This window comes from Bacillus paranthracis, from assembly GCF_024296885.1.
In the GTDB taxonomy this organism is placed as follows: Bacteria; Bacillota; Bacilli; order Bacillales; family Bacillaceae_G; genus Bacillus_A; species Bacillus_A paranthracis.
Map to the genome: position 1 here is coordinate 1,720,650 of NZ_CP101135.1, position 24,692 is coordinate 1,745,341.

Consider the following 24,692-nt stretch of genomic DNA (forward strand, 5'->3'; position numbering starts at 1 on the left):
TCTTATTTTTTGTTGAGAAAAAGGACTTGTTTGAAAAGTATCGAAGTGTGAATACAGAGGAAGCGGGATAAAGACAGGGAGTTTGTTTCATACTAACATACAGATATAGCACTTAAAGGAGTATAAGTATGGGACATTCACATGATCATGGTCATTCCAAAAATAAAAAGGCATTACTACTTGCATTCTTACTAACAACCAGTTTTATGATTGCTGAAGTTATTGGGGGATTTGTAACAAATAGCTTAGCACTACTATCTGACGCGGGGCATATGCTAAGTGATGCAGTATCTTTAGCTTTAAGTTTACTTGCGTTTAAACTCGGAGAAAAAACAGCAACAACTGCGAAAACATATGGATATAAGCGAGTCGAAATGTTAGCGGCATTATGTAACGGTGTCGTCCTTATTGTCATTTCAATATACATTTTTATTGAAGCAATTCGCCGTTTTAAAGAGCCAGTTGAGATTGCTAGTAATGGAATGCTTATTATTGCTGTACTTGGTCTGCTTATTAATATTTTATCAGCTGGGATATTAATGAGAGGCGGAGATGTGAAGGGTAATTTAAATTTAAGAAGTGCTTTCTTACACGTATTAGGCGATCTATTAGGATCAGTTGGAGCGATTATTGCTGCGTTACTTATTAAATTTTTCGGATGGACTGCTGCAGATGCGATTGCTAGTATTCTTGTGTCTATTTTAGTCATTATTAGTGGATGGCGTGTAACACGTGATACGGTCCATATATTAATGGAAGGTGCACCGCAGAACATAAATGTTGAAGAGGTAAAAAGTACATTGTTAAATATTCCGGTTGTAAAAGAAGTTCATGATTTGCACATATGGTCTGTCACATCGGATTTTCAAGTATTAACTTGCCACTTGATTATTAAAGGAAATGAAACACAAAGTGTATTAAAAGAGGCTACGGAAGTATTAAAAGAGGAGTTTCATGTAGAACATGTCACCATTCAAGTAGAAATAGATGGTGAATTTAATCATAGTGAGACAACTTGCAAAGTATGAAAGAAAAAGGATAAGAAAAAGTGTCATAACATTTTTCGCACGGCATACATATATATAATGTGGCCACAAATACTTTGTAAGGTAAATATTTCATGAAATTACTTTACTTATAAAGAGTCATCTTTTATAATCAAAAGTGGTAATTGATAAAGATTATCATTTTCAATGATCGTAGAAAGGAGTTTTTTAAAAGATGAGTAGTCAACTCCGTTTTGCTGTTGAAAATCGTAAGAGGCATTTAATTGATGAGTTAATTGGAGCAGGTGTGTTTAAAATTCGTGACCGACAATTATACGAGCTGTCTTTAGAGGAATTGGAAAAAGAGTACGAAGATATGGAAGATTATGCAGATATTCAGGCATAGCTATATATATTAGTAAAAAGAGAGCTGGTTACGATTTTGTGTAGCCAGCTCTCTTTTTATTTCGTAGAAATTATTTTTTGTATTTCTTTCATTGGACGGAGCCAGTTTTGAGTCATCATTTGTTCCATTTGTTTTTCATCCTGCTTCTGTAATGCTTGAATGATAGAGTGATGTTCTTCAATAGATTGACTTGCTGGAACAAAGTTTTGGAAAAACAAATATTCAAGGCGTAAGACGTGAAGTTGCATATTTTCTAGAAAGGGTTCAATATATTGATTTTTAGCAATAGAAGAAATGGTATTGTGAAATTGTATATCTAGTTGTAAAGCTTGTTTTGTGTTTTCTTTCTCTATAGAGTACTGAAAGTCATCATTTATTTTAGAAAGTAGCTTCAGATCAGCGTCTGTAATGTTTTGAAGTGCTTGTTTTCCTATAATAGAGTGAAGACCAGCCATCGTTTCATAAATGATCGGAATGTCGTCTAACTGAATAGGAGCAATTTTTGTTTTTTGTCCAGGTACCATTTCCACTAATCCAGAAAGCTCTAATATTTGAAGCGCTTCTCTCACAGGTGTTCTGCTTACTCCTAGTGCTTCAGCCAGTTCCCCATCATTAATTTTTTCATTGGGCTTCAGTACACCTTCAATAATCCAATCTTGTAGTTGATTTAAAACGAGTGATTTTGCTGAAACTCTTCCTAGTTTTTTATTATTTTGAGGGATAGGCATAGTGAATTCAATCCTTTCATTGTATATTTTCCTTTTTCTCATGAACAAGCTTTAATTCGGGTTTCCCTTCATCCGGTTTTTGGCTTAAGATAAGCACCATTACAATGACACAAAGGGCCCCTAATAACTGAAAAGATTGAAATGGTACATGTAATATAAGTACAGAAGAAATAATAGCTGCGAGTGGTTCTGTACAACCGAATAATGTCGTTTCTTTCGGGGTTAAGTATCGTATGCTGTCTAAGTATAAATAAAAGGCAATAAGTGTCCCAAAAATGACGACAAATGTGATGAGCGGTAGAGTACTTAATTTTACATATTTCACAGTTGATAATAAAATAAATTCTTTCGTAGAAATAAAGTGTACAATCGTTACACCAATACCCCCAATAATCATGCCCCATCCAACGATAACAGAGGAAGACCATCTTTCTAGTAATCCCTTTGAATATAAACTATAAAAAGCGAGAGATAATCCAGATAAAATCCCCCAAATAATAGCTGGTGTAGAAACAGCTAAGTTATGCACAGACCCGTTTGTTAGTAAGAGGAAAGTACCTACTAATGAAAGGGTAATTGAAATAAAATCAATTTTTGATGGACGAACGTTCCATTTGAAAAGTAAGTATACAGTAATAAATATAGGAGCTAAATATTGCAATAATGTTGCAACGGCAGCATTTCCTTCTTTAATAGAAGCGAAGTACGTGTATTGTACAGCAAGCATACCGAATAGGCCAAACAATATCATTTTAGTAGCATCAGATCTTTGTTTCCATATGCTGAATATTTCTTTTTTTCTCGTTCCGAATGATGAAATAATGAGCAAGATAACGCCCGATATAAGCAATCGAATTGTAACTAACCATTCAGTAGAAATATTGTCATATTGAAAAAGTTGTTGTGCAGCTGTTCCGGACAAGCCCCATAAACAAGCACCGATGACAACCATAATGATTCCTTTTAGACGATTTGGATCCATCATGTAGAGAGTCCTCCTTCCAGAAAATATATTGTATACAATATGCAATATATCACGAAATGAATGAAAAATAAACTGAAATTTCTGTACTGTGAAGTAGGAATTATAGTATTTTCAGTTACGTTTACGATACAAGTGAGTAGGTTAAATAAAGAGAGATAAAATTATAAAATTAAATCATAATCAACAGGATAAAAAAATAAAGATAAGAGTAATTTGGTTTGTTAAAAATATGTGTAGAAGGAGATACGCGATGAACTGGGTTACTCATAAACCAACATTTGAATTTGATAATTTTAGTCCATTTATTCGTGCGAATACTGCGTGGCTTGGGCATTTGGAGTTCGCATACGATTTAGTAAGATTTGAAAAACCAGAAATATTAGTTGAGCTAGGTACACATCTAGGCGCTTCTTTTTTCAGTTTTTGTCAAGGGGTAAAGGATGGGGGATTATCTACAAAATGTTTTGCTGTAGATACTTGGACTGGAGACGGGCATACAGGTCCATATGGAGAAGGTGTTTTCCAAATCGTAGATAAAGTGGTGAAAATGAGCTATCCCAATATAGGTAATTTAATTCGATCTACTTTTGATGAGGCTGTTGATCAATTTCAAGATGGAACGATAAACTTGTTGCATATTGATGGCTATCATACGTATGAAGCAGTTTCTCATGATTATAAAACATGGTTACCGAAACTTGCGAATAACGGTATTGTGTTATTTCATGATATTGAGGTGAAAGATCGAAACTTCGGCGTGTATAAGTTTTGGGATGAAGTCACAGCAAAGCAACCTCATTTTCAGTTCCAGCATTCATATGGACTCGGCGTATTATTTCCGAAAGGTTGTAGCGATAAGTTTGTGGAAATACTTAAAAATAAAGAAGAAATACAAAATATGTATAAATAAAAGTGGAGCATGCATCATTTGAATGATGCGTGCTTTTTTGTGTGGGGAATAATGATATTCCTTTAAATGGTGAGGATAATAGTAAAAAGTTTTATGTTGTCAAATATTAAAAAAGTTACTCTTTGATTGTTAAATATAAAAAATGTAACATTTTTTATATTTTCCATTGCGAAAAGTAGCATCTACTTTTACAATAGAAAAGGTGTCCAATATATTATACTGGAAAAATAAATCGAAATAATATGAAAATTTTGTTTTGTCTTCGCTAATTGTATATTATATACATGTAAGACGACACACGTCATGTTATCGACTTGTAAGGAGAGAAAAAAATGAAAAGTGTAAGATTACCATCGATGCTAGAAATCATAGTTCTTTTATTATTATTTCTTGCTGTTGTCTTTTCCTTCCAAACGATTTTTGATCTCCCAATTCAATTAGCGCTATTTATTTCATGGTTTTTAGTAATTGCGCTTGGATTAAGATTAGGATTTCGTTATCAAGAATTGCAAGATGCAATTACGAAAGGGATTTCTAACGGATTAGAAGCAATACTCATTTTAGTTGCAGTAGGTGCTTTAATTGGAACATGGATTGCTGGTGGGATAGTACCAACATTAATTTATTATGGATTAGAATTTATTCACCCTAGCATATTCCTATTAGCAACATTAATTATTTGTTCGATAACTTCTATCGCGACAGGAACATCATGGGGAACAGTTGGAACAGCAGGTATTGCAATGATGGCGATTGGTGAAGGTCTTGGGTTACCATTACCACTTGTTGCTGGTGCAGTTCTTTCAGGTGCTTATTTCGGGGATAAATTATCGCCACTTTCTGATAGTACAGTACTTGCAGCATCTATGGCAAAAGTAGATGTTATTGCACACGTACGAGCTATGCTTGTATTAGACGTTCCAGCGTATATTATTACTAGCATTATGTTTACTGTAGCTGGTTGGATGTATGGCGGAGATAACGTAGATTTAAATCGAGTAGAATTTTTAAAGGAATCATTATTAAAACACTTTGATATTAAAATATGGATGTTAGTTCCGGCGATTATTGTCATTGTCCTATTAGCAATGAAGAAGCCTTCTATGCCTACAATTGCAATGGGAGCTTTACTTGGCGCAATTTGGGCAACTGTTTTCCAAGGAATGCACTTTGGAGACGCAATTGGAACAGCGTATAACGGATTCTCAATTCAATCAGGCGTTGAGTTTGTCGATAAGTTATTAAACCGTGGCGGAATTAACGGTATGCTCGGTTCAGTAGCCGTAATTATTTTCGGTTTAGGGTTTGGTGGATTACTTGAAAAATTAGGTGTTTTAAAAGTAATCGTATCAAAATTCGAAAAGAAATTAAATTCTGCTGGTAATGTAACATTATCTACATTAATCGTTGCATTTTTAGCGAACATATTTGGATGTGCGATGTACGTATCACTTATTTTAACACCGAAAATTATGCAAGAAAGTTATGATAAACTAAAAATCGACCGCCGCGTATTAGCGCGTAACTCAGAAGTAGGTGGAACATTAACTTCAGGTATGGTTCCATGGTCGGATAACGGTATTTTTATGGCTGGTATTTTAGGTGTTGCGACGATATCATACATTCCATTTATGTGGTTAAGCTTCGTATCGTTAATTTTAGCAGTTATTTACGGATATACAGGCAAGTTCATTTGGTATGTAGATGATGCTGAAAAAGGAAAAGAAGCATCATAAATAAAAAATCACCTTCTACGTGTTGTAGAAGGTGATTTTTTATTTTGTAATAGGAGTTGAAGAGGTTATCTCATCCTCATATTTAGCAATTTTTTGTTGTATCTTTTTTTGCTAATTGACGAACAAGTTCATATCCAATTCCTTTATTTGCACCTGTTATGAAAGCATATTTTTTCATATTGAATTCCTCCAGTATTGTTATAGTAGGTTACAAAGGAAAGAATACAACCTAAACTTAAGTTTAGGTCAAGAGGAGTTTTTAAAATAAATATAAAATATCTATTTATATGAGTGAGAATTCTTATCATTTAAAGGGAAGTCTGTTATTATAAGAAATGTAGGTATTATATTTTCAAGGGGATGAAAACATGGAGTACAGAATTGAAAGAGATACATTAGGAGAAATTAAAGTTCCAGCTGATAAATTATGGGCAGCACAAACACAACGTAGTAAAGAAAACTTCCCGATTGGAACAGAGCAAATGCCGCTTGAAATTGTAAAAGCATTTGCCATTTTAAAGAAGAGTGCAGCACTTACTAATAAAAAATTAGGAAAGCTATCAGAAGAAAAAGCAGAAGCAATTGTGACAGCAGCTGACGAAGTGATAGTAGGGAAATGGAATGAACATTTTCCACTTGTCGTATGGCAAACAGGTAGTGGTACTCAGTCAAACATGAATGTGAATGAAGTAATTGCAAACCGAGGGAATCAAATTTTGAAAGAGAAAGGATTTGACGTACATATTCATCCGAATGATGATGTGAACATGTCTCAAAGTTCAAATGATACTTTCCCAACTGCGCTTCATGTAGCATGTGTACTCGCAGTAGAAAATCACGTGTTACCAGCAATTACGAAATTAAAAGAAACGTTAGCAGAAAAAGTAAAAGCATTTGAACATATTATAAAAATTGGTCGTACACATTTACAAGATGCGACACCGTTAACATTAGGACAAGAAATTAGTGGATGGCACCGTATGCTTGAAAAAACAGAGCGTATGATTGCAGAGAGCAATACATATATGAAAGAGCTTGCGATTGGTGGTACTGCAGTTGGAACAGGTATAAACGCCCATCCTAAATTTGGTGAGATGGTATCTGAGGAAATTAGCCAATTTACAGGTAAGCAATTTATTTCTGCACCAAATAAATTCCATGCATTAACGAGTCATGATGAAGTTGTATATACGCATGGAGCATTAAAAGCATTAGCAGCGGATTTAATGAAAATCGCTAACGATGTGCGCTGGCTGGCAAGTGGTCCACGTAGTGGGCTAGGAGAAATTATTATTCCAGCAAATGAGCCAGGAAGCTCTATTATGCCAGGTAAAGTAAATCCAACGCAAAGTGAAGCGTTAACGATGGTTGTAGCACAAGTGATGGGAAATGACGCAACAATCGGATTTGCAGCGAGCCAAGGCAATTTTGAGTTAAATGTATTTAAACCTGTTATTGCATATAACTTCTTACAATCTGCTCACTTATTAGCAGATGCAATTGTTTCATTTAATGATAATTGTGCAGTTGGTATTGAAGCAGATGAAGAAGTCATTAAAGAGAATGTGAATCGTTCATTAATGCTTGTTACAGCATTAAATCCGCATATCGGATATGAAAATGCAGCGAAAATTGCGAAGCATGCTCATAAAGAAGGGTTAACTTTAAAAGAAGCAGCATTGCAATCTGGATTACTAACAGAAGCACAATTTGATGAAATTGTCGATCCGAAAAAAATGATTGCTCCGAAAGAGTAATAAAAACGCCAAGATTCTTTGTTTAGAATCTTGGTTTTTTTATTACTGTAAATGCCAAAATATATTATTTGTTAGCAGACATATTCAATATTTTCATATGTGGGCAGTTTTCTTTTAAAAGTGCAATGAATTTTTCTTCTTCTTGTGGTACGAAAGTTGTCACAGAGTCGAATAAATTATAATGGATTTCTAATTGCTGTCTAGTCCATTTCTTTGAATGAAGTTTTTTACCAGAGTATTTAATGTGGCGAATATCTTCAAAGGGAATTTCAGTACGTAGTATGAAACCATGTTTTACGAAAAGAGATGATTCCGTTACGTTGTAGTGAGAGAAATAGAATGAAGAAAGATTCACGATATTTAGCAGCATCATGAGGGTGAAAAAAATAGAATTTTCATTTTGGAAAAATAGTGAAATGAAAAAAATCATGATAAATAATGTAATAAAAATGACGTGAAATGGATTTTTTTTCGCTTTAAATTTCAAGTTAGTCACCTCGGTATACGTGTACTTTAACTAAATTAAATCATAACATCGTAATAAAACGTGTGAATATGCATAATTGCATATTCACACGTTTTATTATTCATGTAAAATTTCTTGATGGGATACATTCAAAAGAAGTTTTGTAATAGTGGAGTGGCATGAAGTGACTTACAAGAATAGGAAGATAGTGTTAGTCATAATTAGTTGTATGATGATTATGGGGAGTTGTGCTAATACATTTGTTTAAGATAGAAACCGAAAGCATACATTTGTACAAGCAAGTAAGGTTTTAGTTGAGACTGTAAATAGAATCTTTAAAAGATAAAGGTGTTTTCGTATACGGAAACACCTTTTTTGTAGTTAAAATTGAATGTACTTTCTCCCAATGTCCATATTCACTAATTGCATATGTATTTTGGGCAATTTGTTTAACAGTAAACCAAGGGTCGTGCAGAATAGTCATGTTTTGTTTCACATCCTATCGTAATTTATTAAATACATTCGCTTTTTATTGCTTCATGTCCTTTTTAAAGAATATTTTATAGACATTTTTTATAAAGGTTTGAAAAATAGGTAAACGAAACATTGAAATGTTTATTTCGTTTATGTTAAGATGATGAAGTGATAATAAACGTTATTGAAATTTGTTTATTTTAAAACGGACATTTTAAAGGAGTGTTTAGTATGAGCGATATTTCAGAGAAGTTTTGGGATGCGTCGGTAGAGGAATTGAAAAAAGGGTATGTGTTTGATGAGGAAACGGAAGAGTATATTTGTTTAGCTTGTGGAGAAACGTTTATTAAGGGTGTTATTTATCAAGATAATCAAGTTTTGTATGAAGCAGAGAAGTTTGTACAATTGCATGTGCAAAACGAACATACATCTATGTTTGACTATTTATTAAACCTTGATAAGAAGTATACGGGTTTAACGGATTTGCAAAAGAAGATGGTTCAGTTTTTCCATATGGGGCTGAATGATAAAGAGATTGTGAAAGAGATGGATGGCGGAAGTACTTCAACCATCCGCAATCATCGGTTTACACTTCGAGAGAAAATGAAGCAAGCGAAAGTGTTTTTAGCGTTAATGGAACTGTCAGAAGAAAAATCAAAAGTACAAACGAAATTTGTACCCATTCATAGAACAGCAACGATGGTAGATGATCGTTACAATATTACAGAAGAAGAAAATGATGAAGTGTTAAAAACGCATTTTACAGAGGGATTAGATGGACCGCTTTCTAAATTTCCAAAAAAGCAAAAGCGTAAATTAATTATATTACGTCATTTAGTGACGAAGTTTGATAGTAATAAAAAGTACACTGAAAAAGAAGTAAATGCTATTATAGAAAGCGTATATCCGGATTTTGTAACTTTGAGAAGATATTTAATCGAATACGGGTTTTTAGATAGAACAGCTGATGGAAGCCAATATTGGGTGAAGTTATAATATAGGGACAAGAAAATGAATAGAAGCACATCGTTATAACAACTATACAAAGAGATAGAAGTTGAAAAACAGATTTTTAATAAAAGGAGAAATGAAATTTGAAACCACCTACAAATAACAATAAAGAAGGTGCGGAGTCACATAAGTTAGAAAGTGAGAGTAAACCGATTTGGAAATCGATGTCCATGTTTTTAGTACCGTTACTATTAAGTAATGTACTACAATCAGTTGGACAATTATTCGGTATGGTAGTAGTAGGAAGATGGCTTGGAGTGAATGATTTAGCGGCCATATCGGCATTCTTTCCTCTATTTTTCTTACTCGTTTCATTTGTAATTGGTATTGGTTCAGGTAGTTCTATTTTAATAGGTCAGGCGTTTGGGGCAAAAAACGAAGATCGTTTAAAAGCGATTGTTGGTACGACGCTAACATTTACCTTTATTATTGGAGTTGTGTTAGCGATAGTAGGTAGTATTTTTGCAATGGATATTATGCGCCTTATGGGGACGCCAGAAAATATTATTGAAATAAGTGTACATTATGCACGTATTTTATTTATATCGATGCCAATCTTATTTTTATATTTCGCATACACAACGTTTATGAGAGGTACAGGAGATTCTAAAACGCCATTTTACTTTTTAATTGTAAGTACAGCGCTAAATATGATCTTATTACCAATCCTTATTTTTGGATGGTTAGGTGCTCCAAAATTAGATGTGTATGGAGCAGCCTATGCTTCTGTTATATCTACAGTTATTACGTTTATTGTCATGTTAGTGTATTTAAAGAAAAAAAATCACCCACTACAATTAGATAGTACGGTAAGGAAATATCTTCGAATGGATTGGGGGTTATTAAAGCTTTTACTACGACTTGGTATTCCAGCGAGTATTAATATGATATTAGTTTCATTATCAGAAATTGCGGTAATCGCGTTTGTAAATCGTTACGGTTCGGATGCAACAGCAGCTTATGGCGTTGTGAACCAAGTTGCAAGTTATGTGCAAATGCCAGCAGTTAGTCTTGGTATTACAGTCTCCATTTTTGCTGCCCAATCAATTGGTGCGAATCAATTTGATCGATTGCAGAAAGTTGTGAAGGCCGGAATTATTATGAACTACGTCATCGGTGGTGTGCTAATATCTCTCATTTACTTGTTCTCAAGAGACATTCTATCACTATTTTTAACGAGTCAAACTACAATTGAAATTGCTCATAGCCTAGTTATGATTACATTATGGAGTTATTTAATTTTCGGGCATGCGCAAATTATTAGTGCGACAATGCGAGCAAGCGGTACAGTATTATGGCCAACTGTTATTGGCGTCGTATCAATTTGGCTTGTTGAAGTACCTGTAGCGTATTACCTTTCTTACCATACAAGCCTTGGCATAGAAGGCATATGGATTGGATACCCAGCAGCATTTATTGTTAGCTTAATACTACAATATGCATATTATAAGCTTTCATGGCAGAAGAAACGAATTACACGATTAGTGAGTTAAACACTAAAAATGTCCCTAAGTTATTATACTTAGGGACATTTTTTATAAGTGCAGATTTACAAATAGCTTTTTAAAGTAATATCAAAATGTTGTCTAATGAGTTTATTATCACTCATGTAAAACTCCCACGCTTTTTCTGGTTCACCGATAATTTCAAAAGATTCTTCTGTAATATATAAGGCACAATTATCCTCTAGTGCAATGCCTTCTATATTCCCTTGATGATTTTGTAAAAAGGAATGGAAGGCGTTCATTCTATTTAATTGATTATAATGTGGACAAAACCTTTTGTTCACAATTCCCCAGCCGTTGCTCTCTATATAACCGGAGCCTTCATAATCTGAGCGGATGCTAGATGTGAACCAGCACATAGCACCAGCGCTACACCCTGCAATGAGCGTTCCTTGCTGCAGAGCCGATAGTAATTTTTCATCGAGCTTATGTTCTTTCCATTCTGTAATCATTTGAATATAGTTCCCGCCACCGAGATAAATTAAATCAGCAGACTGAATCATTTCGTTTATTTCATATTTAGAAGGTGTATCGGCTATAATACGTAAAATTTGTACGTCACAGTGTAATTGTTTTTCAAATGTGTCTAAAAATAATTTTATATAGCTTTCATCATCATGACTAGCTGTAGGAATGAATAATACTTTCGGATACTGTTTATTTGTTAATTCTATAAGTCGCTCATTAATAGGCGAGTGATTTGAATCTTGTAAATCACCGCCACCAATGACAGCTAATTTCATAGTAAAGCACCACCTAATCATTTTCGTTATATAAAAATTCGATAGAAGAGAGTTACATTCCTTCTGTGATGTAATGATTAAGTAGAAAATATAGTTTAAATATATCGGGATAGTAAAGCAAAGGCTGGTTATATTGGGAAATGAATTAAAAACAATTTATTAATATATAATACTTCTTACTATTGTTTCAAAATATGGAAACAATATGTTTAAATAGATATAACGAAGCATGAATTCATATTGAATGAGTGCTTATCCTTTAAAAAAGAATTGGAAATAATAGAGATTTTACAAATGAGTTTTTACTTTTAATAGGAAGTTATATTACAATATGGTAAAATTATTTCAATATATTTATTTAATATAAAAATACAAAGAGGGAGCGTGAAAAAAGTGGATTTTCGATTTGAATTTACAACGAAGGTGAAAGAATACTTGGATGATGAGAAGGATGAAAAAATAATAAAAGATGGACATAGAGATATTATTTTTCAGTATTTATATCCGCTAGAGAGTGAAATTGGTATTTATAAAAATCCTAACTTTACTTTTTTTGCATCAGGAAGACGCTCGCATATCGTATTAGAAAACATTGAATTTAAAACAGAGGTAAATGTAAAAAGTAACATCATTGAAATTACAAAAATAGTGGATAATGTCGTTATCCCGTTAGATACTATCGTAGCGAAAGATCGGGAATTGTTTGCACTTGGACGTAATGAGAAGTTTAATGTACAAATATTAGAGCAGTATCTCTTTGATACGTTTGGTGAAAAATTAGGTTTAAAATGAATGGAATTGCCTATGATAGGTAGTTCATTTTCGTATATATCATTTACGTTTGACCTTTCATGTAATTTGTACTACAATTCGTAGTGTGAAAGGAGCCGCATTATGTTTACTCAAAACTATAAGCTAAATGAGCAAGGGTTAAATCATTTCTTTGGACCGCTTGAAGCGAAAATTATGGAGATTGTTTGGTCTAGCGAGGGTATTACGATTAAAGAAGTACAGCAGAAATTAAGCGAAGAATCACCTGTGAATTTTAATACTGTGATGACAGTTATGAACAGGTTAGTAGAGAAATTACATTTAGAAAAACAGACTGTGAAAAGAAGTGGCATATATCTTGCTGTACAAACAAAAGAAGAATTCTTATCCAATCAAACGAAGAAAATGACACAGGAATTGATGGGGGAATTTGGAGATTTGGTTGTAAATCATATGCTAGATGAGTTAGAGCAGGCTGATCCGACTTTAATAAAAAAGTTAGAAGATAAATTGAGTCAGTTAAAAAAAGAGGATTAATGAAATGAAATGGCAAATGCGTAAAATCGTATTGTTAACAGTAATTGTTAGTACCCTTTTTGTTAGCATGTTATTGTATTACGTTACATATCCATTTCTTTTTCAAAATAAGGCGTTCTTTCTTTCGAATTTTTGCTTGTTTCAGTTAGAAAAACATATGAAAGAATTATCGCTCATTCGTATTATAATTGCTGGATTTCTACTACTTACTGTGTTTATCGTGTGCAAAAGAATGTGGCGACAATTTTTCGATACTAAAAGATTACAAAAAGTACTTATCGCCTTTGTTCGAAAAGGAAAACAAATATATATATTGCCGACTGCGGAAGTTGTGGCATTTACAATTGGATTATTTCGTCCGAAAGTTGTCGTGTCAGAAGGGATGCTTCAAACATTTTCAGATGAAGAAATGGATGCGATTATTTTTCATGAAGAATATCATCAAAACAATCGAGATCCGCTAAAATTATTTTGTTTTACGTTATTAGCAGAAGGAATGATATACATCCCGATATTAAAAGGGCTATTGCAGCGCTATCATGTGTATCAGGAGTTAGCTGCAGATAAGTATGCAATGCGGAAAATGAAATCTAAATTCGAGTTAGGAAGCGCATTATTAAAATTAATTAAAATAAAGACAATGGAAAATCGATGTGTTACAGCTTCATTTGCAAAAACAGCAATAAATTTACGAATTGAGCAAGTGTTACATGAAAAAGTTGTTAAGCTTACTATTCCGTTACATACGAATTCGGTATATGTAACAGTAGGTTTATTCTGTATGTCGGTTGTACTGATTGTAGGAGAGTGCATATAGCCTCTTTTTTTTAAGAATTAACACTACTTTATGTAGTGTTTTGGGAGGAAGAAAAGTGAAGAAACTAATTGCTATTATACTAGCCGGAGCACTAATTTGGGCCGGAGTGAATTTTTATAATGCAAAGAAAGAAGAAAAAGAAAGAAAAGCGAAACAAGCGGAATTACAGAAAACAGAAGTATTACCACAAGTAGGATTTAAAGCACCAGACATAACATTAAAAGGATTAGACGGGAAGCTGTATTCGTTAAATGATGCAAAAGGTAAACCATATCTTATTAATTTTTGGGCATCATGGTGTGGTCCATGTGAAATGGAGGCACCTGACTTAGTTCATATGTATGATAAATATAAAAAGGATGTTGAAATCTTTGCGGTAAATGCAACAATAGGAGATCCAGTGCAAGAAGCGAGCGCTTTTGCAGATCGTCATGGATTTCAGTTTCCTGTTTTACTAGATATGGACGGAGTAGCTGGATTAGACTATAAAGTATTTTCTTTACCAACGACATTTTTTGTTAATAAAGATGGAATTATTGTAGAGCAAGTACGAGGCGTATTACCTCCAGATCAATTAGAAGAGAAATTTAAGAAATTAATTGAGAGTTAAAGAGGGGATTTTGTATTAATGGAGTGGATCGTGAGGATACAATCTGTAGCTCTTATAATTGGAAGTCTATTTGGATTTATATTGATGAAACGAAAGATGAAGAACGAAAGTGTACCATATGAAAAAATGATGGATGCAGTAACAAATGCTTTTCTTATCATCGTATTTGTATGGAAATTTGCACCGGCAATTATAAATCCAGTATGGGCTATTAGATCACCACTGCAAGCATTATTAGCTATAGGAAGTATGAAACATATTATAGTAGGATGTATAATTGCGAGTGTATACATTGTTTGGAAAAGTAAAAAGGAGCAATTTTCGCTTCGTATTTTACTTGATGCATTGCCCATTGGGTTTTGTATGAGTATTATTTTTTATTTTCTATTCCACCACAAAATAGGTGTACAAACGACACTGCCTTGGGGTGTGAAAATATATGAATCTAAATTTATATATCATCCCATTTTCGTATATGAGATCATCCTTGGTCTTTGTATACTGGGCTTGTTATGGATGAAAAATGAAAGACTGGGAAATGGAAAGAATATAAGTGTTTTTCTAATAGTTGAGGGGTTTGCTCATATTATTATTTCGCTTGTTAGTGAACAGAATTCGGTTTTATTTGGTTTATCGATGCAGCAAATACTAAGTTTTTGTGTTATGAGTTTAGGGATTTTGTTCGTGCCGAAAAGATAAAAATAGCCATGTACGGAGGAATCCGCACGTGGCTATTTTTATTACATCTATTAAAAAATCGGCGGAGTAACAGAAAATAAAACAATGGCATTTTTCTCGAATTGATTTACCCATTTATGTTTTAAATAAGCGGGTATTTTTACGCTATCACCCGTTTCTAATATGTATTCTTCTTCATTTAAATGTAATGTGATTTTCCCTTCTAATACAAATGCTAATTCTTCACCTTTATGCTCTAGCACATTTTCTGATGAAGCTGTATTCGGCGGGACGGTCATAATTGCTGTTGCTAAATTTCCTGTGAAATCAGGTGATAGCATTTCATATGATAAATTATCGATAATCATTTTTTTGCGTTTATGAGAACGTACAATTAAATCGTCTGTATTGGTATCTTCAAGTAAAAAGCTAAATGTTGGAACATCAAGAGCTTTAGCGAGTACTTTTAATGTTTGGATAGAAGGGTTGGCAGATCCACGCTCAATTTGACTTAACATAGATGGTGTAATATCAGCCATCTTTGCAAGTTCTTTACTCGTTAAACCTTTTTCTTTTCTTTGTTTTTCAATTTTTTTACCAATATCTATATTTTCCATAATGAAAATCTCCTTACTAATTATTAAATTATATTTAAATAAATTAAATTAAAATTAACTAAAGTGAAAAATTTATGTTAAACTATATTAAAATTAATTTAATTATAATTTATTAAATCGTAAGCTACAAGGTGATGAGGAGGAAGAGAATGAAGGGAATAGAGAAATTAAAAGAGGGATATCCACTCTTAAATAAATTAATCGCAACAGAAGAAGTGTTTTGGGTGAATCCGAACATGGAAAAGTATGAAACGGCAATAAAAGATTCGCCACTCAGTGAAGAGAATGTAAAAGATGCGGAGGAGAGGTTAAAGCGTTTTGCATCATACATTGCGAAAGTTTTTCCTGAAACGAAAGAGACGAAAGGCATCATTGAATCACCTTTATTGAAAATCCCTTCTATGAAACAAGCTTTAGAGAAACATTACAAGCAACCTATTTTAGGAGAATTATTATTAAAATGTGATAGCCATCTCCCAATATCAGGATCAATTAAAGCTAGAGGCGGCATTTATGAAGTGTTGAAACATGCTGAACAATTAGCTTTGCAGCATGGTATGTTAACAGAAGAAGCTGATTATTCCATTTTAGATAGTGATACATGTAGAGAGTTTTTTGCAAAATACTCAATTGCTGTAGGTTCTACAGGTAATTTAGGGCTAAGCATTGGGATTATGAGTGCGAAACTAGGTTTTAACGTAACGGTTCATATGTCAGCAGACGCGAAACAATGGAAAAAAGATTTATTAAGAAGTAAAGGTGTAAATGTTATTGAATATGAAGCTGATTATAGTAAAGCAGTAAAAGAGGGGCGTCAGCAAGCAGATACAGATCCTAGTTGTTATTTTGTAGATGATGAAAACTCACATGATTTATTTTTAGGATACGCAGTAGCAGCATCGCGTTTACAAAAACAATTAGAAGAGTTAGAGATTGTAGTGGACGAAGAACATCCTTTATTCGTTTATCTACCATGCGGAGTAGGGGGCGGACCTGGCGGAGTCGCATTTGGTTTAAAGTTATTATATAAAGACAACGTACACTGTTTCTTTGCAGAGCCAACACATTCACCATGTATGTTACTCGGGTTAATGACAGGACTTCATGATAAAATCGCCGTTCAAGATATCGGAATTGATAATGTAACAGACGCAGACGGACTTGCGGTAGGAAGGCCGTCTGGATTTGTCGGTAAAACGATGGAACCATTTTTGAGTGGGAATTACACAGTAAGCGATGAAGAGTTATATAGATTGTTAAAAGAACTAGCTGATACAGAGAATATTTATTTAGAGCCTTCTGCATTAGCTGGTATGATAGGACCAGTAAAAGTATGTAAAGAAGATGCGTATTTACAAGAGCAACAGTTAATGAAGGAGATGAAAAAAGGTACTCATATTGTATGGGGAACTGGTGGTAGTATGGTTCCAGAAGATGTGATAAATGGGTATTATAAAACGGGTGAGAGATTAACAATATAAGAAAAATGAGGCTAGTTGTAGCCTCATTTTTTCATGTACATAAAAATCTTTGTTATTTTCACAATAGTTCTTTATAGTATATATAAAGGATAATTAATATTGTATAAATACAACAAAAAGCTTTATTTTACATAATAAGAGGATGTGTATACGATGTCATTACAGACTAAATATATAGCGGGTATTTCGCTTGGGGTTATGGGAGTAGGTTTTGCGGCTTCTATTCCTTTTCAAGGGACGGTAGCTGGTGAGATTATTCAAGGTGGATTTGAAGCTGGGTTAGTTGGTGGACTTGCGGATTGGTTCGCAGTTACAGCATTATTCCGTCACCCGATGGGAATTCCAATTCCGCATACAGCTTTGTTACCGAAAAACCGAAAGAGAGTAACGAAAGGGCTCATCAATACGTTAGAAAATGAGTGGCTAACGAAAGAAAGTATTACGAATAAAGTAAAAGAAATGCAACTAGCACAAATGGTGCTGCAAATTGCAGAGAGAGAAATGCAGTCTGATGCTGTGAAAAAAGGGATTGTAACGATTGCGGAGAAAGCGATTGTTTCAATAGATACGGAAAAATTAGCGGTTATTATTGAAAAAGAATTAAAAACATATTTGCATACAATGAATACAAGTAACATTTTACAAGTGCTTGTTGATCAATTAGTTGTGCAAGAATATGATGAAAAGACACTTGATTACATATTAGTAAAAGTGAAAGACTGGACAGCGCAAGATGAAGCGCGTTACCAACTCGGAAGCTTAGGTATGAAGGCGATGGAAAATATAAAAGTAGATGGATTCTTGCAGTTTACTTTGAAATCATTTATGAATATTGTAGATGAAGATAAAATTGGCGGTATTTTGCAGAAGTTTATTATTAGTAATATTAGCAGCTTACAAGATGCTGATAATAGCACGAGACAACTTATATTAGCGAAAATTCGTCAAGAAATTATAAATGTAAAAGAAAATGAAGCGTTGCTACAGGAATTAGAAAAATGGAAAGAAAAGTGGATTGCCAATTGGGATGGTACTGACAAAATTAAAGAGATGCTGGAACAAGTGCAGCAAAAAGCAGTTGCCTTTGTAAACAATGAAGAATTTGCGGATAAGTATGTTATTCCATTTTTACAAAAACAAATGAATAAAATAAAAGATGACGAAGTGACTGTTCAAAAAATAGAAGATTGGTTACAAAAACAAGTTGTGAAGCTTGTTGAGAATAACCATTCGAAAATCGGAAAGCTTGTGCAAGAAAACCTTGATAAGTTAGATGATAAAACGTTAATTGAAATGATTGAAAATAACGTCGGTAAAGATTTACAGTGGATCCGAGTAAACGGAGCTGTTTGCGGATTTATGATTGGCTTAGTGTTAGAGGGAATTAAAGCGATTATATGAGAAAAACCTTCCGCAATTGCGGAAGGTTTTTTTATTTTTCAATAACGCTCATATTTAAATTGTAAGCTTTCTCAATGTTTAATTTGTACGTTCCATTCCCGGTTTTAATCGAATTTTTATACCAATGTTCTTGCCCGTTGGATTCTGGATTTTCTTCTGAAGAATTATTTTCTTTTTTCGTTAAATCTTCTACTTGTTCCCAAGGTGTATTTCCGATAGCTTCTTTTTGGTTTGTTACTGCTGTTAGAGAAATGTCACTTTCTTTTATTAAATGAACAGATACACCTGAGCTTTCTTGTACAAACCAATTGTTTTGTAATTGACCTGGATAAAGAGAAAGATCGCGATTAGAAGCACGAATTTCTACATGTTTCGTTTGCGGTAGTACAAGTGTCGGCTTTACGCGTGGTTCATGACCAAACAGTCTTTGATGAAACGGTAACGACTTTAATGTTATATACATTGTTTCTCCGGTCGTTTGAACTGAAAGAAAATCTTCTTGTTTTAAATTTGGTTTTTCATTTCCTTTTGTTGTCATTTCGTATGTTCCAAGAAGGCTAACTTCATTTGAGTTTCTTCCGTCTATCGTTAGAGGATGGTTGTCTGTACCTGCATCTACGACAATTTTATTGATAGATTCAGGAATGCTAAGTTTGCTTTCTGGAATCGTGTTCGTTTGTCTAGTTGTATGAATGGCGTAGCGAACTTCTTCTAGCAATCCAGTTGATAATAAACAGTAAAAAGCAATGCCAACACTTCCTAAAACACCGATAAAGAAAATACTAAAAATATCATATTTAATAAATGAATGTTCCTTCTTAGAAAATAGTAGGTAAAGTAAAATTTCCACGCCAAGTATAATAAGTAAAACAGGCCACCATGCTGTTAAGGAATCTAATACCTCAGTACCTTTTATAACTGAAAATAGTAAAAAGCATCCTAATGCAATAATAGAAAGCCCCATTGAAAATGTTCCAACGCGCCATGTTCTCATTCTTTCGTACCACCTTTATTTTCTTTATTTCCAAGTAACAATTTAAAGCCGCCACCAATTAAGAGGAGTGCAACGATAGATGTTTGGAAATAGCGATAATACAGCTCGCTAAGATGAATGTTAAATATAGTTGCGAAGTAATCATTCAAAATAGGAAGGACTGTTTGATCTAATAAATAATAACCACCGAGTGTAATTAATCCAATACCGATCCACCTTTGATGATTGATAAAATAATCAATGATAGGTTCATCATTTACACGTTCTTTTCCATATTTTGCAGTTTGTTGTAAAGCGTCAAAAAAGCTATAGAACCAAATGATGGGTACTAAAAATAAAAACGCTGAAAGTCTTAATAAGTCGAGTAAATATATTGAAAGTAAAAAGGCTGCCATAAGCTGAAGACCACGGCGCTGTAAGCCTAAATACATATGTCCTGCTCCGGGGAACATCGCTAAAATAGAAGCAAATGTTTTATTCTTCTTTCCTTGTTCACGATGCTCTTCAAACTCTTCGAAAATAGTACGATCATCTAGTTGCTCGCCACGTTCTTTTTTCTGGAGTTGCTGAACAACATCGAAGAAATTGTATATCCATAAAACAGGTAATGTAATAAGGAAGATAAGGAAACTTTCTTGCGATGTTAAAAGCGCAACGAAAATAATCATACTTCCGATCCCTGTGCAAGCTACTAAAAATGTAAGTCCACGTTGCATAAGCCCTAATTGAAAATGTCCAAGTCCAGGGATGATTGATAGAAGAATGATATAAAATCGTTCGCTCTCTTTAGAGGACTCTGTTAATTCTCCAGCTTCTTGTTTTTTCGTTTGGTTTATAATGGTGATAACTAAATCTAGTAAGTTAATTACCCATAGAACAGCTAGTAAAAATAGGGAAAGAAAAGCCATGGTGCGCTCTCCTAATTCTACTGTACAAAATACTGTGAAGATAAATAGAAATAAAGCTCCCCCGCTATATAAAATAAACCGTCCAAATTTCTTTAAATATAAATGTCCAAGCCCGGGAATTAGCCCTAATACAAGTGCTAAAAAGGGATTTTTATTCATGCTTTGAACCTCCGTCCTTTTTGGATGTGTCTACCGATTTGTTTACAATTTGTTGTGAGATAGAAGACTCGTTATGTTTTGAAGATTTCTCGAAATTTGATGTCGCTGTGAAAATATATTGGAATAAACCACTTACCATAAAAATAATTGTAGCCGCAGTCGCAATTATGTAGTGAACGATGGTGCGCTTTAGTGAGTTTGTTTTTATATTTTCATTAGGTTGTAGCGTTTCAAAATTAATTTGCGTCATAACTTCGTTGGTAAATGAATCATCATTTATCATTGGAAGGTTTTCCTGTTGTTCATCAATACTTTCCATATAAAGTGCTAAACAATGATCACATTCATAAAGATGTTCTTCCATAGATTCACGTTCATTGCTTTCTATAACATTTAATGTATAATTGCGCCAATCTTCTTTTGAATAATGCATCATAGAAACTCTTCCTCCTTCCAATGTTTTTTAATCCATTTTCTTGCCCGATACAGTTTCATTTCGACTGTTTTCACTTCGATGTTTTCCTGTAAAGCAATTTCTTGATAGCTTTTTTCTTCTAAGTAATGTGCGAGAACGACGTCACGGTAATTATCGGGAAGTTCTCTCAGTTTTTGAGCAATGAGTAATTTTTGCTCTTTCGTCAATAATAAAGCCTCAATATTATGAGAGGATTTTATATTTTCTTCGGTTTCTTTACATAAGGAGAGCTCTTCGTTTTCTCTAGCTTTCTTTCTCTTATAATCAATAGCGTGATTGGTGGCAATACGCGCCATCCACGTTTTTAATCCGCGAAATTGATAATTTGGGAGAGAGGCGTGAATTTTTACGAATACTTCTTGTGTAACATCTTTCGCATCTTCTTCATGTCTTAAAATAGAAAAGATAACTTGAAAAATATAATGACGATATGTTTGCACAAGGATACGAAAAGCATGTTCGCTTCCTTGCTGTGCTTTTTCAATTAATTGTTTTTCCTCAATGGGTCTCTCCCTCCTTTTTGACGCATTCTATTATATAGACGTAAAGAATGATAAGTCACCCTACACATGTTGTAAAAAAAGAATAATATATTTTTAGGAAGGGGGCTAGATGAAAAAAGGTGTGAAAAAATGGTAAAGAGAAGTATATAATGAGCAAGTAAGAAATGTTACGGGAAGAAAGGATGTGAATGTTAGTAGGGGAAGATCCATACTAACAAACATGAAAATTAAAATATTAATAGCAGATGATAACTCTTTTATAAGAGAAGGTATGAAAATTATTTTAAATACATATGAAGAGTTCGAAGTAGTAGATACAGTAAATGATGGGAAAGAAGCAGTGGAATATTGCAAAAAGAACGACGTTGATATCGCTCTTTTAGATGTTCGTATGCCGAACATGAATGGGGTAGAGGCGACGAAATTCATTTGTGAAGAGACGAAAACGAAGCCGCTTATTTTAACGACGTTCGATGATGATGAATATATTTTGGACGCAGTGAAGAATGGGGCGAAAGGTTATTTATTGAAAAATAATGATCCAGAGCGTATTCGTGATGCGATAAAAGGAGTATATAACGGCCAAACCGTTATGCAAGATGTAGTTCTCGATAAAATTAAGTCTAATTTAATGGAAAGTAAAGAGGAAGAATGTAAAATAGATAAAAGTCTTTTTACTGAAAGAGAGCTGAGTATTATCGCATTAATTGCAAAAGGCTTTTCGAATAAAGAAATCTCGAAGCAACTTTTCATATCAGAAGGAACAATTGCAAATTATATTACGTCAGTTTTAGGGAAAACTGGACTGGAACATCGTACACAAATCGCGATTTATTATTTAACAGGGAAAGTAGATTAAAGATATGGAATTTTGGTTAATTGTAAGTAAATTAATTGTCTTTATATATATTGTGTTTAGTTACATGTATTTAAATGTTGCGAACTTACCATGGATTATACTTACTTTGCTTTTATATCTTTCTGTAAACGTGCTAATTTCTATATGTAAAAAAAATACGTACAAAAACATATTAACTTTTATTTCAATTGGCTTAGTTATGTTATTTACATGGAAGATTCATTCGTTCTTTATTTTGTTTTTACCACTGAACTTATATGAAATTATATTCCGTTATATAGAGAAGAGATGGCAACTCTTTATCATTATGATGATTCCTATTATCTTTACAAATGAAAGTATTAGAATGACATATGGATTAATTGTTGCATTTTCCTTTCTCGTATTAACTATGGCAGAACGGTATATATCGCGCGTATTAAAGCTTGAATCACAAAATGATCAGATGCGAAAAGATATGCAGCGGCTGACGAAAAGCTTAAATGAAAATAAAGAGTATATAAGACAATCAGAGTACACATTTAAGTTAGAAGAGAGAAACCGGTTATCACAGGAAATTCATGATAAAATTGGCCACTCGATGACAGGGGCACTCATTCAAATGGAAGCAGCAAAGAGATTAATGGGGATAGATAAAGAAAAATCTGCCGAGTTATTACAAAATGCAATTCATATTTCAAAAGATGGTATTGAAAGCATTCGGATTACATTAAAAAATATGAAGCCACCAACTGAGCAAATTGGCATTCATCGTATGAAATTATTCATAGAGGAATTTGCCGGTAAGCATGATATAAATATTCCTTTCGTATATAAAGGGAATTTAGATATGATTTCGCCGATTCAGTGGAAGATTATCGGTGAAAATGTTACGGAGGCATTAACAAATGCGATGAAATATGCTGATGCGACAGTCATTTCAATCGATATTCATGTACTTAACAAGATGGTGAAAGTGCAAGTGAAGGATAATGGAAAAGGTGCAGTACTTGTTAAAAAAGGTCTCGGGATTATGGGGATGGAGGAACGAACGGCGTCTGTAAATGGTAAAATTATTGTAGATGGAACAAGTGGTTTTTCAGTAACAATGTTGCTGCCGATATGAGGATGAATCATCTCATATGAAAAAAGTGAATAATCTCATGTGAAAAGAATGAACTTCTGCACTGAGCAGGTTCATTCTTTTTGTTTATACTAAAAGCAGAGAAACCGAAATAGGGGTGAAACGATGAATACTTTAGAAATTAAAAATTTAACGAAAAAATTTGGTGATTTCATCGCAGTTGATAATATGTCTTTATCTATTAAAGAAGGAGAAATATTTGGCTTTTTAGGATCGAATGGTGCTGGTAAGAGTACGACAATCAACATGATTGCTGGTTTGTTAAGAAGTAATGAAGGTGAAATTAGCATACTAGGAAAAAATATAAAGAAACACAATCGATTTGCGAAGATGAATATCGGTATTGTTCCCCAAGATATTGCAATTTATGAAGAGTTAACAGCTTATGAAAATGTGAAATTCTTTGCTGGATTGTACGGATTACGGGGAGCTGAATTAAAAGCTAGGGTCGAGGAAGCTCTTCAATTTGTAGGACTTAGTGATAAACAGAAAAGCTATCCGAAAAACTTTTCAGGCGGGATGAAGCGAAGACTGAATATCGCTTGTGCAATTGCTCATAGACCGAAGTTAATTATTATGGATGAGCCGACAGTTGGAATTGATCCACAGTCAAGAAATTATATCCTGCAGTCTGTTCGGAAATTAAACGAAATGGGAAGTACGATTATTTATACGAGTCACTATATGGAAGAGGTAGAAGAGATTTGTACGAAAATAGCGATAGTAGATCACGGTAAAGTGATTGCAGAAGGAACGAAAGAGCAGTTAAAAGCGATTATTACTGATACGAAAGATATTTGGATTGAAGTGAAATCGGTAGAGAATTTAGATGTAGAAAAATTAAAAGAGATAAACGGTGTGAAAGCTGTTCAAATTGAAGAGAACGTAATTAAAGTAAATTCTGATGCAGGATTAAATAATTTAAATAAAATTGTTCAGCACTTCATCAATCATGACATTGAAATCCGTTCGTTAGAGGAGCAGGCTCCTAACTTAGAAACGGTATTCCTTACGTTAACTGGAAGAAACTTACGAGATAAATAAAGAGTAAA

27 protein-coding genes and 2 pseudogenes are annotated in these 24,692 nt (G+C 33.7%); 18 read left to right on the top strand and 11 right to left on the bottom strand.

Going from position 1 to position 24,692, the window contains the following annotated elements:
- Nucleotides 1–128: 128 nt before the first annotated feature.
- Nucleotides 129–1,028 (top strand): cation diffusion facilitator family transporter, encoded by a 900-nt coding sequence (locus NLJ82_RS08825; RefSeq protein ID WP_000510047.1) that lies wholly within the window; start codon nucleotides 129–131, stop codon nucleotides 1,026–1,028.
- Nucleotides 1,029–1,221: 193 nt separating this feature from the next.
- Complete coding sequence (gene fbpA / locus NLJ82_RS08830; protein WP_000098301.1) at nucleotides 1,222–1,392, top strand: Fur-regulated basic protein FbpA; 171 nt, start codon at nucleotides 1,222–1,224, stop codon at nucleotides 1,390–1,392.
- 56 nt (nucleotides 1,393–1,448) lie between these two features.
- Here fbpA and NLJ82_RS08835 read toward each other — a convergent pair whose 3' ends face one another.
- Together NLJ82_RS08835 and NLJ82_RS08840 are read right to left on the bottom strand one after the other, a co-directional pair.
- The gene (locus NLJ82_RS08835) at nucleotides 1,449–2,120 is read right to left on the bottom strand and encodes a GntR family transcriptional regulator (protein ID WP_001992741.1); all 672 of its coding nucleotides are present in this window, start codon (nucleotides 2,118–2,120) and stop codon (nucleotides 1,449–1,451) included.
- Nucleotides 2,121–2,136: 16 nt separating this feature from the next.
- A complete protein-coding gene (locus tag NLJ82_RS08840; protein WP_033670227.1) occupies nucleotides 2,137–3,102 on the bottom strand; it encodes a DMT family transporter in 966 nt (321 codons plus the stop codon).
- A gap of 253 nt (nucleotides 3,103–3,355) precedes the next feature.
- Between NLJ82_RS08840 and NLJ82_RS08845 the strand changes: the two genes are divergently transcribed.
- Together NLJ82_RS08845 and nhaC are read left to right on the top strand one after the other, a co-directional pair.
- On the top strand, nucleotides 3,356–4,015 hold the full coding sequence (locus NLJ82_RS08845; protein WP_001104683.1) for a class I SAM-dependent methyltransferase: 660 nt from the start codon (nucleotides 3,356–3,358) through the stop codon (nucleotides 4,013–4,015).
- A gap of 332 nt (nucleotides 4,016–4,347) precedes the next feature.
- The gene (gene nhaC, locus NLJ82_RS08850; RefSeq protein WP_000843974.1) at nucleotides 4,348–5,751 is read left to right on the top strand and encodes a Na+/H+ antiporter NhaC; all 1,404 of its coding nucleotides are present in this window, start codon (nucleotides 4,348–4,350) and stop codon (nucleotides 5,749–5,751) included.
- A gap of 100 nt (nucleotides 5,752–5,851) precedes the next feature.
- Here the strand turns inward: nhaC and NLJ82_RS08855 are convergent.
- Nucleotides 5,852–5,929 (bottom strand): annotated as a pseudogene (locus tag NLJ82_RS08855) (SDR family NAD(P)-dependent oxidoreductase); the annotation flags it as partial.
- Nucleotides 5,930–6,119: 190 nt separating this feature from the next.
- On the opposite strand from NLJ82_RS08855, the gene fumC reads away from it, so the two are divergent.
- On the top strand, nucleotides 6,120–7,508 hold the full coding sequence (gene fumC / locus NLJ82_RS08860; RefSeq protein WP_000456631.1) for a class II fumarate hydratase: 1,389 nt from the start codon (nucleotides 6,120–6,122) through the stop codon (nucleotides 7,506–7,508).
- A 64-nt stretch (nucleotides 7,509–7,572) separates the two neighbouring features.
- Here the strand turns inward: fumC and NLJ82_RS08865 are convergent, their stop codons facing one another.
- Entirely contained in the window at nucleotides 7,573–7,995 is a 423-nt protein-coding gene (locus NLJ82_RS08865; RefSeq protein WP_000669080.1) for a PH domain-containing protein, read from the bottom strand.
- Nucleotides 7,996–8,203: 208 nt separating this feature from the next.
- Here NLJ82_RS08865 and NLJ82_RS08870 point away from each other — a divergent pair.
- A pseudogene (locus NLJ82_RS08870) lies at nucleotides 8,204–8,320 on the top strand (permease).
- Here the strand turns inward: NLJ82_RS08870 and NLJ82_RS08875 are convergent.
- Nucleotides 8,285–8,458, bottom strand: a complete 174-nt coding sequence (locus tag NLJ82_RS08875; RefSeq protein ID WP_000153821.1) for a hypothetical protein — start codon at nucleotides 8,456–8,458, stop codon at nucleotides 8,285–8,287. The pseudogene NLJ82_RS08870 and the gene NLJ82_RS08875 overlap by 36 nt on opposite strands.
- 221 nt (nucleotides 8,459–8,679) lie before the next feature.
- Between NLJ82_RS08875 and NLJ82_RS08880 the strand changes: the two genes are divergently transcribed.
- Both NLJ82_RS08880 and NLJ82_RS08885 read left to right on the top strand, forming a co-directional pair.
- A complete protein-coding gene (locus NLJ82_RS08880) occupies nucleotides 8,680–9,444 on the top strand; it encodes a DUF2087 domain-containing protein (protein WP_001280290.1) in 765 nt (254 codons plus the stop codon).
- Between the two features lie 98 nt (nucleotides 9,445–9,542).
- A complete protein-coding gene (locus NLJ82_RS08885) occupies nucleotides 9,543–10,952 on the top strand; it encodes an MATE family efflux transporter (RefSeq protein ID WP_000804168.1) in 1,410 nt (469 codons plus the stop codon).
- 56 nt (nucleotides 10,953–11,008) lie between these two features.
- Here NLJ82_RS08885 and NLJ82_RS08890 read toward each other — a convergent pair whose 3' ends face one another.
- Nucleotides 11,009–11,707 (bottom strand): peptidase E, encoded by a 699-nt coding sequence (locus tag NLJ82_RS08890; protein ID WP_000762144.1) that lies wholly within the window; start codon nucleotides 11,705–11,707, stop codon nucleotides 11,009–11,011.
- A 393-nt stretch (nucleotides 11,708–12,100) separates the two neighbouring features.
- Between NLJ82_RS08890 and NLJ82_RS08895 the strand changes: the two genes are divergently transcribed.
- The 5 genes from NLJ82_RS08895 (at nucleotide 12,101) to NLJ82_RS08915 (ending at nucleotide 15,141) form a co-directional block, all read left to right on the top strand.
- Complete coding sequence (locus tag NLJ82_RS08895) at nucleotides 12,101–12,499, top strand: DUF3942 family protein (protein ID WP_002081424.1); 399 nt, start codon at nucleotides 12,101–12,103, stop codon at nucleotides 12,497–12,499.
- Nucleotides 12,500–12,601: 102 nt separating this feature from the next.
- The gene (locus NLJ82_RS08900) at nucleotides 12,602–13,015 is read left to right on the top strand and encodes a BlaI/MecI/CopY family transcriptional regulator (protein ID WP_000495061.1); all 414 of its coding nucleotides are present in this window, start codon (nucleotides 12,602–12,604) and stop codon (nucleotides 13,013–13,015) included.
- Nucleotides 13,016–13,019: 4 nt separating this feature from the next.
- On the top strand, nucleotides 13,020–13,832 hold the full coding sequence (locus NLJ82_RS08905) for a M56 family metallopeptidase (protein ID WP_000871965.1): 813 nt from the start codon (nucleotides 13,020–13,022) through the stop codon (nucleotides 13,830–13,832).
- A gap of 55 nt (nucleotides 13,833–13,887) precedes the next feature.
- Nucleotides 13,888–14,442 carry a TlpA family protein disulfide reductase gene (locus NLJ82_RS08910; RefSeq protein ID WP_000733158.1) on the top strand — a complete coding sequence of 185 codons (555 nt, stop codon included), beginning with the start codon at nucleotides 13,888–13,890 and terminating at the stop codon, nucleotides 14,440–14,442.
- 18 nt (nucleotides 14,443–14,460) lie between these two features.
- Nucleotides 14,461–15,141 carry a prolipoprotein diacylglyceryl transferase family protein gene (locus NLJ82_RS08915; protein WP_000454841.1) on the top strand — a complete coding sequence of 227 codons (681 nt, stop codon included), beginning with the start codon at nucleotides 14,461–14,463 and terminating at the stop codon, nucleotides 15,139–15,141.
- 50 nt (nucleotides 15,142–15,191) lie between these two features.
- On the opposite strand, the gene NLJ82_RS08920 is transcribed toward NLJ82_RS08915, so the two are convergent.
- Nucleotides 15,192–15,737: a helix-turn-helix domain-containing protein gene (locus NLJ82_RS08920; protein ID WP_000427640.1), complete on the bottom strand. Its 546-nt coding sequence runs from the start codon at nucleotides 15,735–15,737 to the stop codon at nucleotides 15,192–15,194.
- Between the two features lie 149 nt (nucleotides 15,738–15,886).
- Between NLJ82_RS08920 and dsdA the strand changes: the two genes are divergently transcribed.
- Together dsdA and NLJ82_RS08930 are read left to right on the top strand one after the other, a co-directional pair.
- Entirely contained in the window at nucleotides 15,887–17,218 is a 1,332-nt protein-coding gene (gene dsdA / locus NLJ82_RS08925; protein WP_088296514.1) for a D-serine ammonia-lyase, read from the top strand.
- 153 nt (nucleotides 17,219–17,371) lie between these two features.
- A complete protein-coding gene (locus NLJ82_RS08930) occupies nucleotides 17,372–18,619 on the top strand; it encodes a DUF445 domain-containing protein (RefSeq protein WP_000058328.1) in 1,248 nt (415 codons plus the stop codon).
- Nucleotides 18,620–18,650: 31 nt separating this feature from the next.
- Here NLJ82_RS08930 and exsE read toward each other — a convergent pair whose 3' ends face one another.
- Genes exsE through NLJ82_RS08950 form a run of 4 tightly spaced genes read right to left on the bottom strand, consistent with a single transcriptional unit; the run spans nucleotide 18,651 to nucleotide 21,595 of the window.
- Nucleotides 18,651–19,613, bottom strand: a complete 963-nt coding sequence (gene exsE, locus NLJ82_RS08935; protein WP_001261392.1) for an exosporium protein ExsE — start codon at nucleotides 19,611–19,613, stop codon at nucleotides 18,651–18,653.
- Nucleotides 19,610–20,680: a hypothetical protein gene (locus NLJ82_RS08940; protein ID WP_001039090.1), complete on the bottom strand. Its 1,071-nt coding sequence runs from the start codon at nucleotides 20,678–20,680 to the stop codon at nucleotides 19,610–19,612. Before NLJ82_RS08940 ends, exsE begins: the two co-directional genes overlap by 4 nt.
- Nucleotides 20,673–21,116 carry a hypothetical protein gene (locus NLJ82_RS08945; RefSeq protein ID WP_000972367.1) on the bottom strand — a complete coding sequence of 148 codons (444 nt, stop codon included), beginning with the start codon at nucleotides 21,114–21,116 and terminating at the stop codon, nucleotides 20,673–20,675. The genes NLJ82_RS08940 and NLJ82_RS08945 overlap by 8 nt, the downstream gene beginning before the upstream one ends.
- A complete protein-coding gene (locus NLJ82_RS08950; protein ID WP_001195469.1) occupies nucleotides 21,113–21,595 on the bottom strand; it encodes an RNA polymerase sigma factor in 483 nt (160 codons plus the stop codon). Before NLJ82_RS08950 ends, NLJ82_RS08945 begins: the two co-directional genes overlap by 4 nt.
- Nucleotides 21,596–21,878: 283 nt before the next feature.
- On the opposite strand from NLJ82_RS08950, the gene NLJ82_RS08955 reads away from it, so the two are divergent.
- The 3 genes from NLJ82_RS08955 (at nucleotide 21,879) to NLJ82_RS08965 (ending at nucleotide 24,684) form a co-directional block, all read left to right on the top strand.
- Nucleotides 21,879–22,517, top strand: coding sequence for a response regulator transcription factor (locus NLJ82_RS08955; protein WP_000694106.1), 639 nt, complete (start codon nucleotides 21,879–21,881; stop codon nucleotides 22,515–22,517).
- Nucleotides 22,518–22,521: 4 nt separating this feature from the next.
- The gene (locus NLJ82_RS08960) at nucleotides 22,522–23,622 is read left to right on the top strand and encodes a sensor histidine kinase (protein ID WP_000397649.1); all 1,101 of its coding nucleotides are present in this window, start codon (nucleotides 22,522–22,524) and stop codon (nucleotides 23,620–23,622) included.
- Nucleotides 23,623–23,745: 123 nt separating this feature from the next.
- On the top strand, nucleotides 23,746–24,684 hold the full coding sequence (locus tag NLJ82_RS08965) for an ABC transporter ATP-binding protein (RefSeq protein ID WP_001093819.1): 939 nt from the start codon (nucleotides 23,746–23,748) through the stop codon (nucleotides 24,682–24,684).
- The last annotated feature ends 8 nt before the right edge of the window (nucleotides 24,685–24,692 follow it).

Coding starts and splice junctions, on each gene's coding strand:
- NLJ82_RS08845 (WP_001104683.1), top strand. CDS start 3,356: ATGAACTGGGTTACTCATAAACCAACATTTGAATTTGATAATTTTAGT.
- NLJ82_RS08835 (WP_001992741.1), bottom strand. CDS start 2,120: ATGCCTATCCCTCAAAATAATAAAAAACTAGGAAGAGTTTCAGCAAAA.
- dsdA (WP_088296514.1), top strand. CDS start 15,887: ATGAAGGGAATAGAGAAATTAAAAGAGGGATATCCACTCTTAAATAAA.
- fumC (WP_000456631.1), top strand. CDS start 6,120: ATGGAGTACAGAATTGAAAGAGATACATTAGGAGAAATTAAAGTTCCA.
- NLJ82_RS08840 (WP_033670227.1), bottom strand. CDS start 3,102: ATGGATCCAAATCGTCTAAAAGGAATCATTATGGTTGTCATCGGTGCT.
- nhaC (WP_000843974.1), top strand. CDS start 4,348: ATGAAAAGTGTAAGATTACCATCGATGCTAGAAATCATAGTTCTTTTA.
- NLJ82_RS08960 (WP_000397649.1), top strand. CDS start 22,522: ATGGAATTTTGGTTAATTGTAAGTAAATTAATTGTCTTTATATATATT.
- fbpA (WP_000098301.1), top strand. CDS start 1,222: ATGAGTAGTCAACTCCGTTTTGCTGTTGAAAATCGTAAGAGGCATTTA.
- NLJ82_RS08940 (WP_001039090.1), bottom strand. CDS start 20,680: ATGAATAAAAATCCCTTTTTAGCACTTGTATTAGGGCTAATTCCCGGG.
- NLJ82_RS08965 (WP_001093819.1), top strand. CDS start 23,746: ATGAATACTTTAGAAATTAAAAATTTAACGAAAAAATTTGGTGATTTC.
- NLJ82_RS08900 (WP_000495061.1), top strand. CDS start 12,602: ATGTTTACTCAAAACTATAAGCTAAATGAGCAAGGGTTAAATCATTTC.
- NLJ82_RS08930 (WP_000058328.1), top strand. CDS start 17,372: ATGTCATTACAGACTAAATATATAGCGGGTATTTCGCTTGGGGTTATG.
- NLJ82_RS08890 (WP_000762144.1), bottom strand. CDS start 11,707: ATGAAATTAGCTGTCATTGGTGGCGGTGATTTACAAGATTCAAATCAC.
- NLJ82_RS08915 (WP_000454841.1), top strand. CDS start 14,461: ATGGAGTGGATCGTGAGGATACAATCTGTAGCTCTTATAATTGGAAGT.
- NLJ82_RS08920 (WP_000427640.1), bottom strand. CDS start 15,737: ATGGAAAATATAGATATTGGTAAAAAAATTGAAAAACAAAGAAAAGAA.
- NLJ82_RS08825 (WP_000510047.1), top strand. CDS start 129: ATGGGACATTCACATGATCATGGTCATTCCAAAAATAAAAAGGCATTA.
- NLJ82_RS08955 (WP_000694106.1), top strand. CDS start 21,879: ATGAAAATTAAAATATTAATAGCAGATGATAACTCTTTTATAAGAGAA.
- NLJ82_RS08875 (WP_000153821.1), bottom strand. CDS start 8,458: ATGACTATTCTGCACGACCCTTGGTTTACTGTTAAACAAATTGCCCAA.
- exsE (WP_001261392.1), bottom strand. CDS start 19,613: ATGAGAACATGGCGCGTTGGAACATTTTCAATGGGGCTTTCTATTATT.
- NLJ82_RS08945 (WP_000972367.1), bottom strand. CDS start 21,116: ATGATGCATTATTCAAAAGAAGATTGGCGCAATTATACATTAAATGTT.
- NLJ82_RS08905 (WP_000871965.1), top strand. CDS start 13,020: ATGAAATGGCAAATGCGTAAAATCGTATTGTTAACAGTAATTGTTAGT.
- NLJ82_RS08880 (WP_001280290.1), top strand. CDS start 8,680: ATGAGCGATATTTCAGAGAAGTTTTGGGATGCGTCGGTAGAGGAATTG.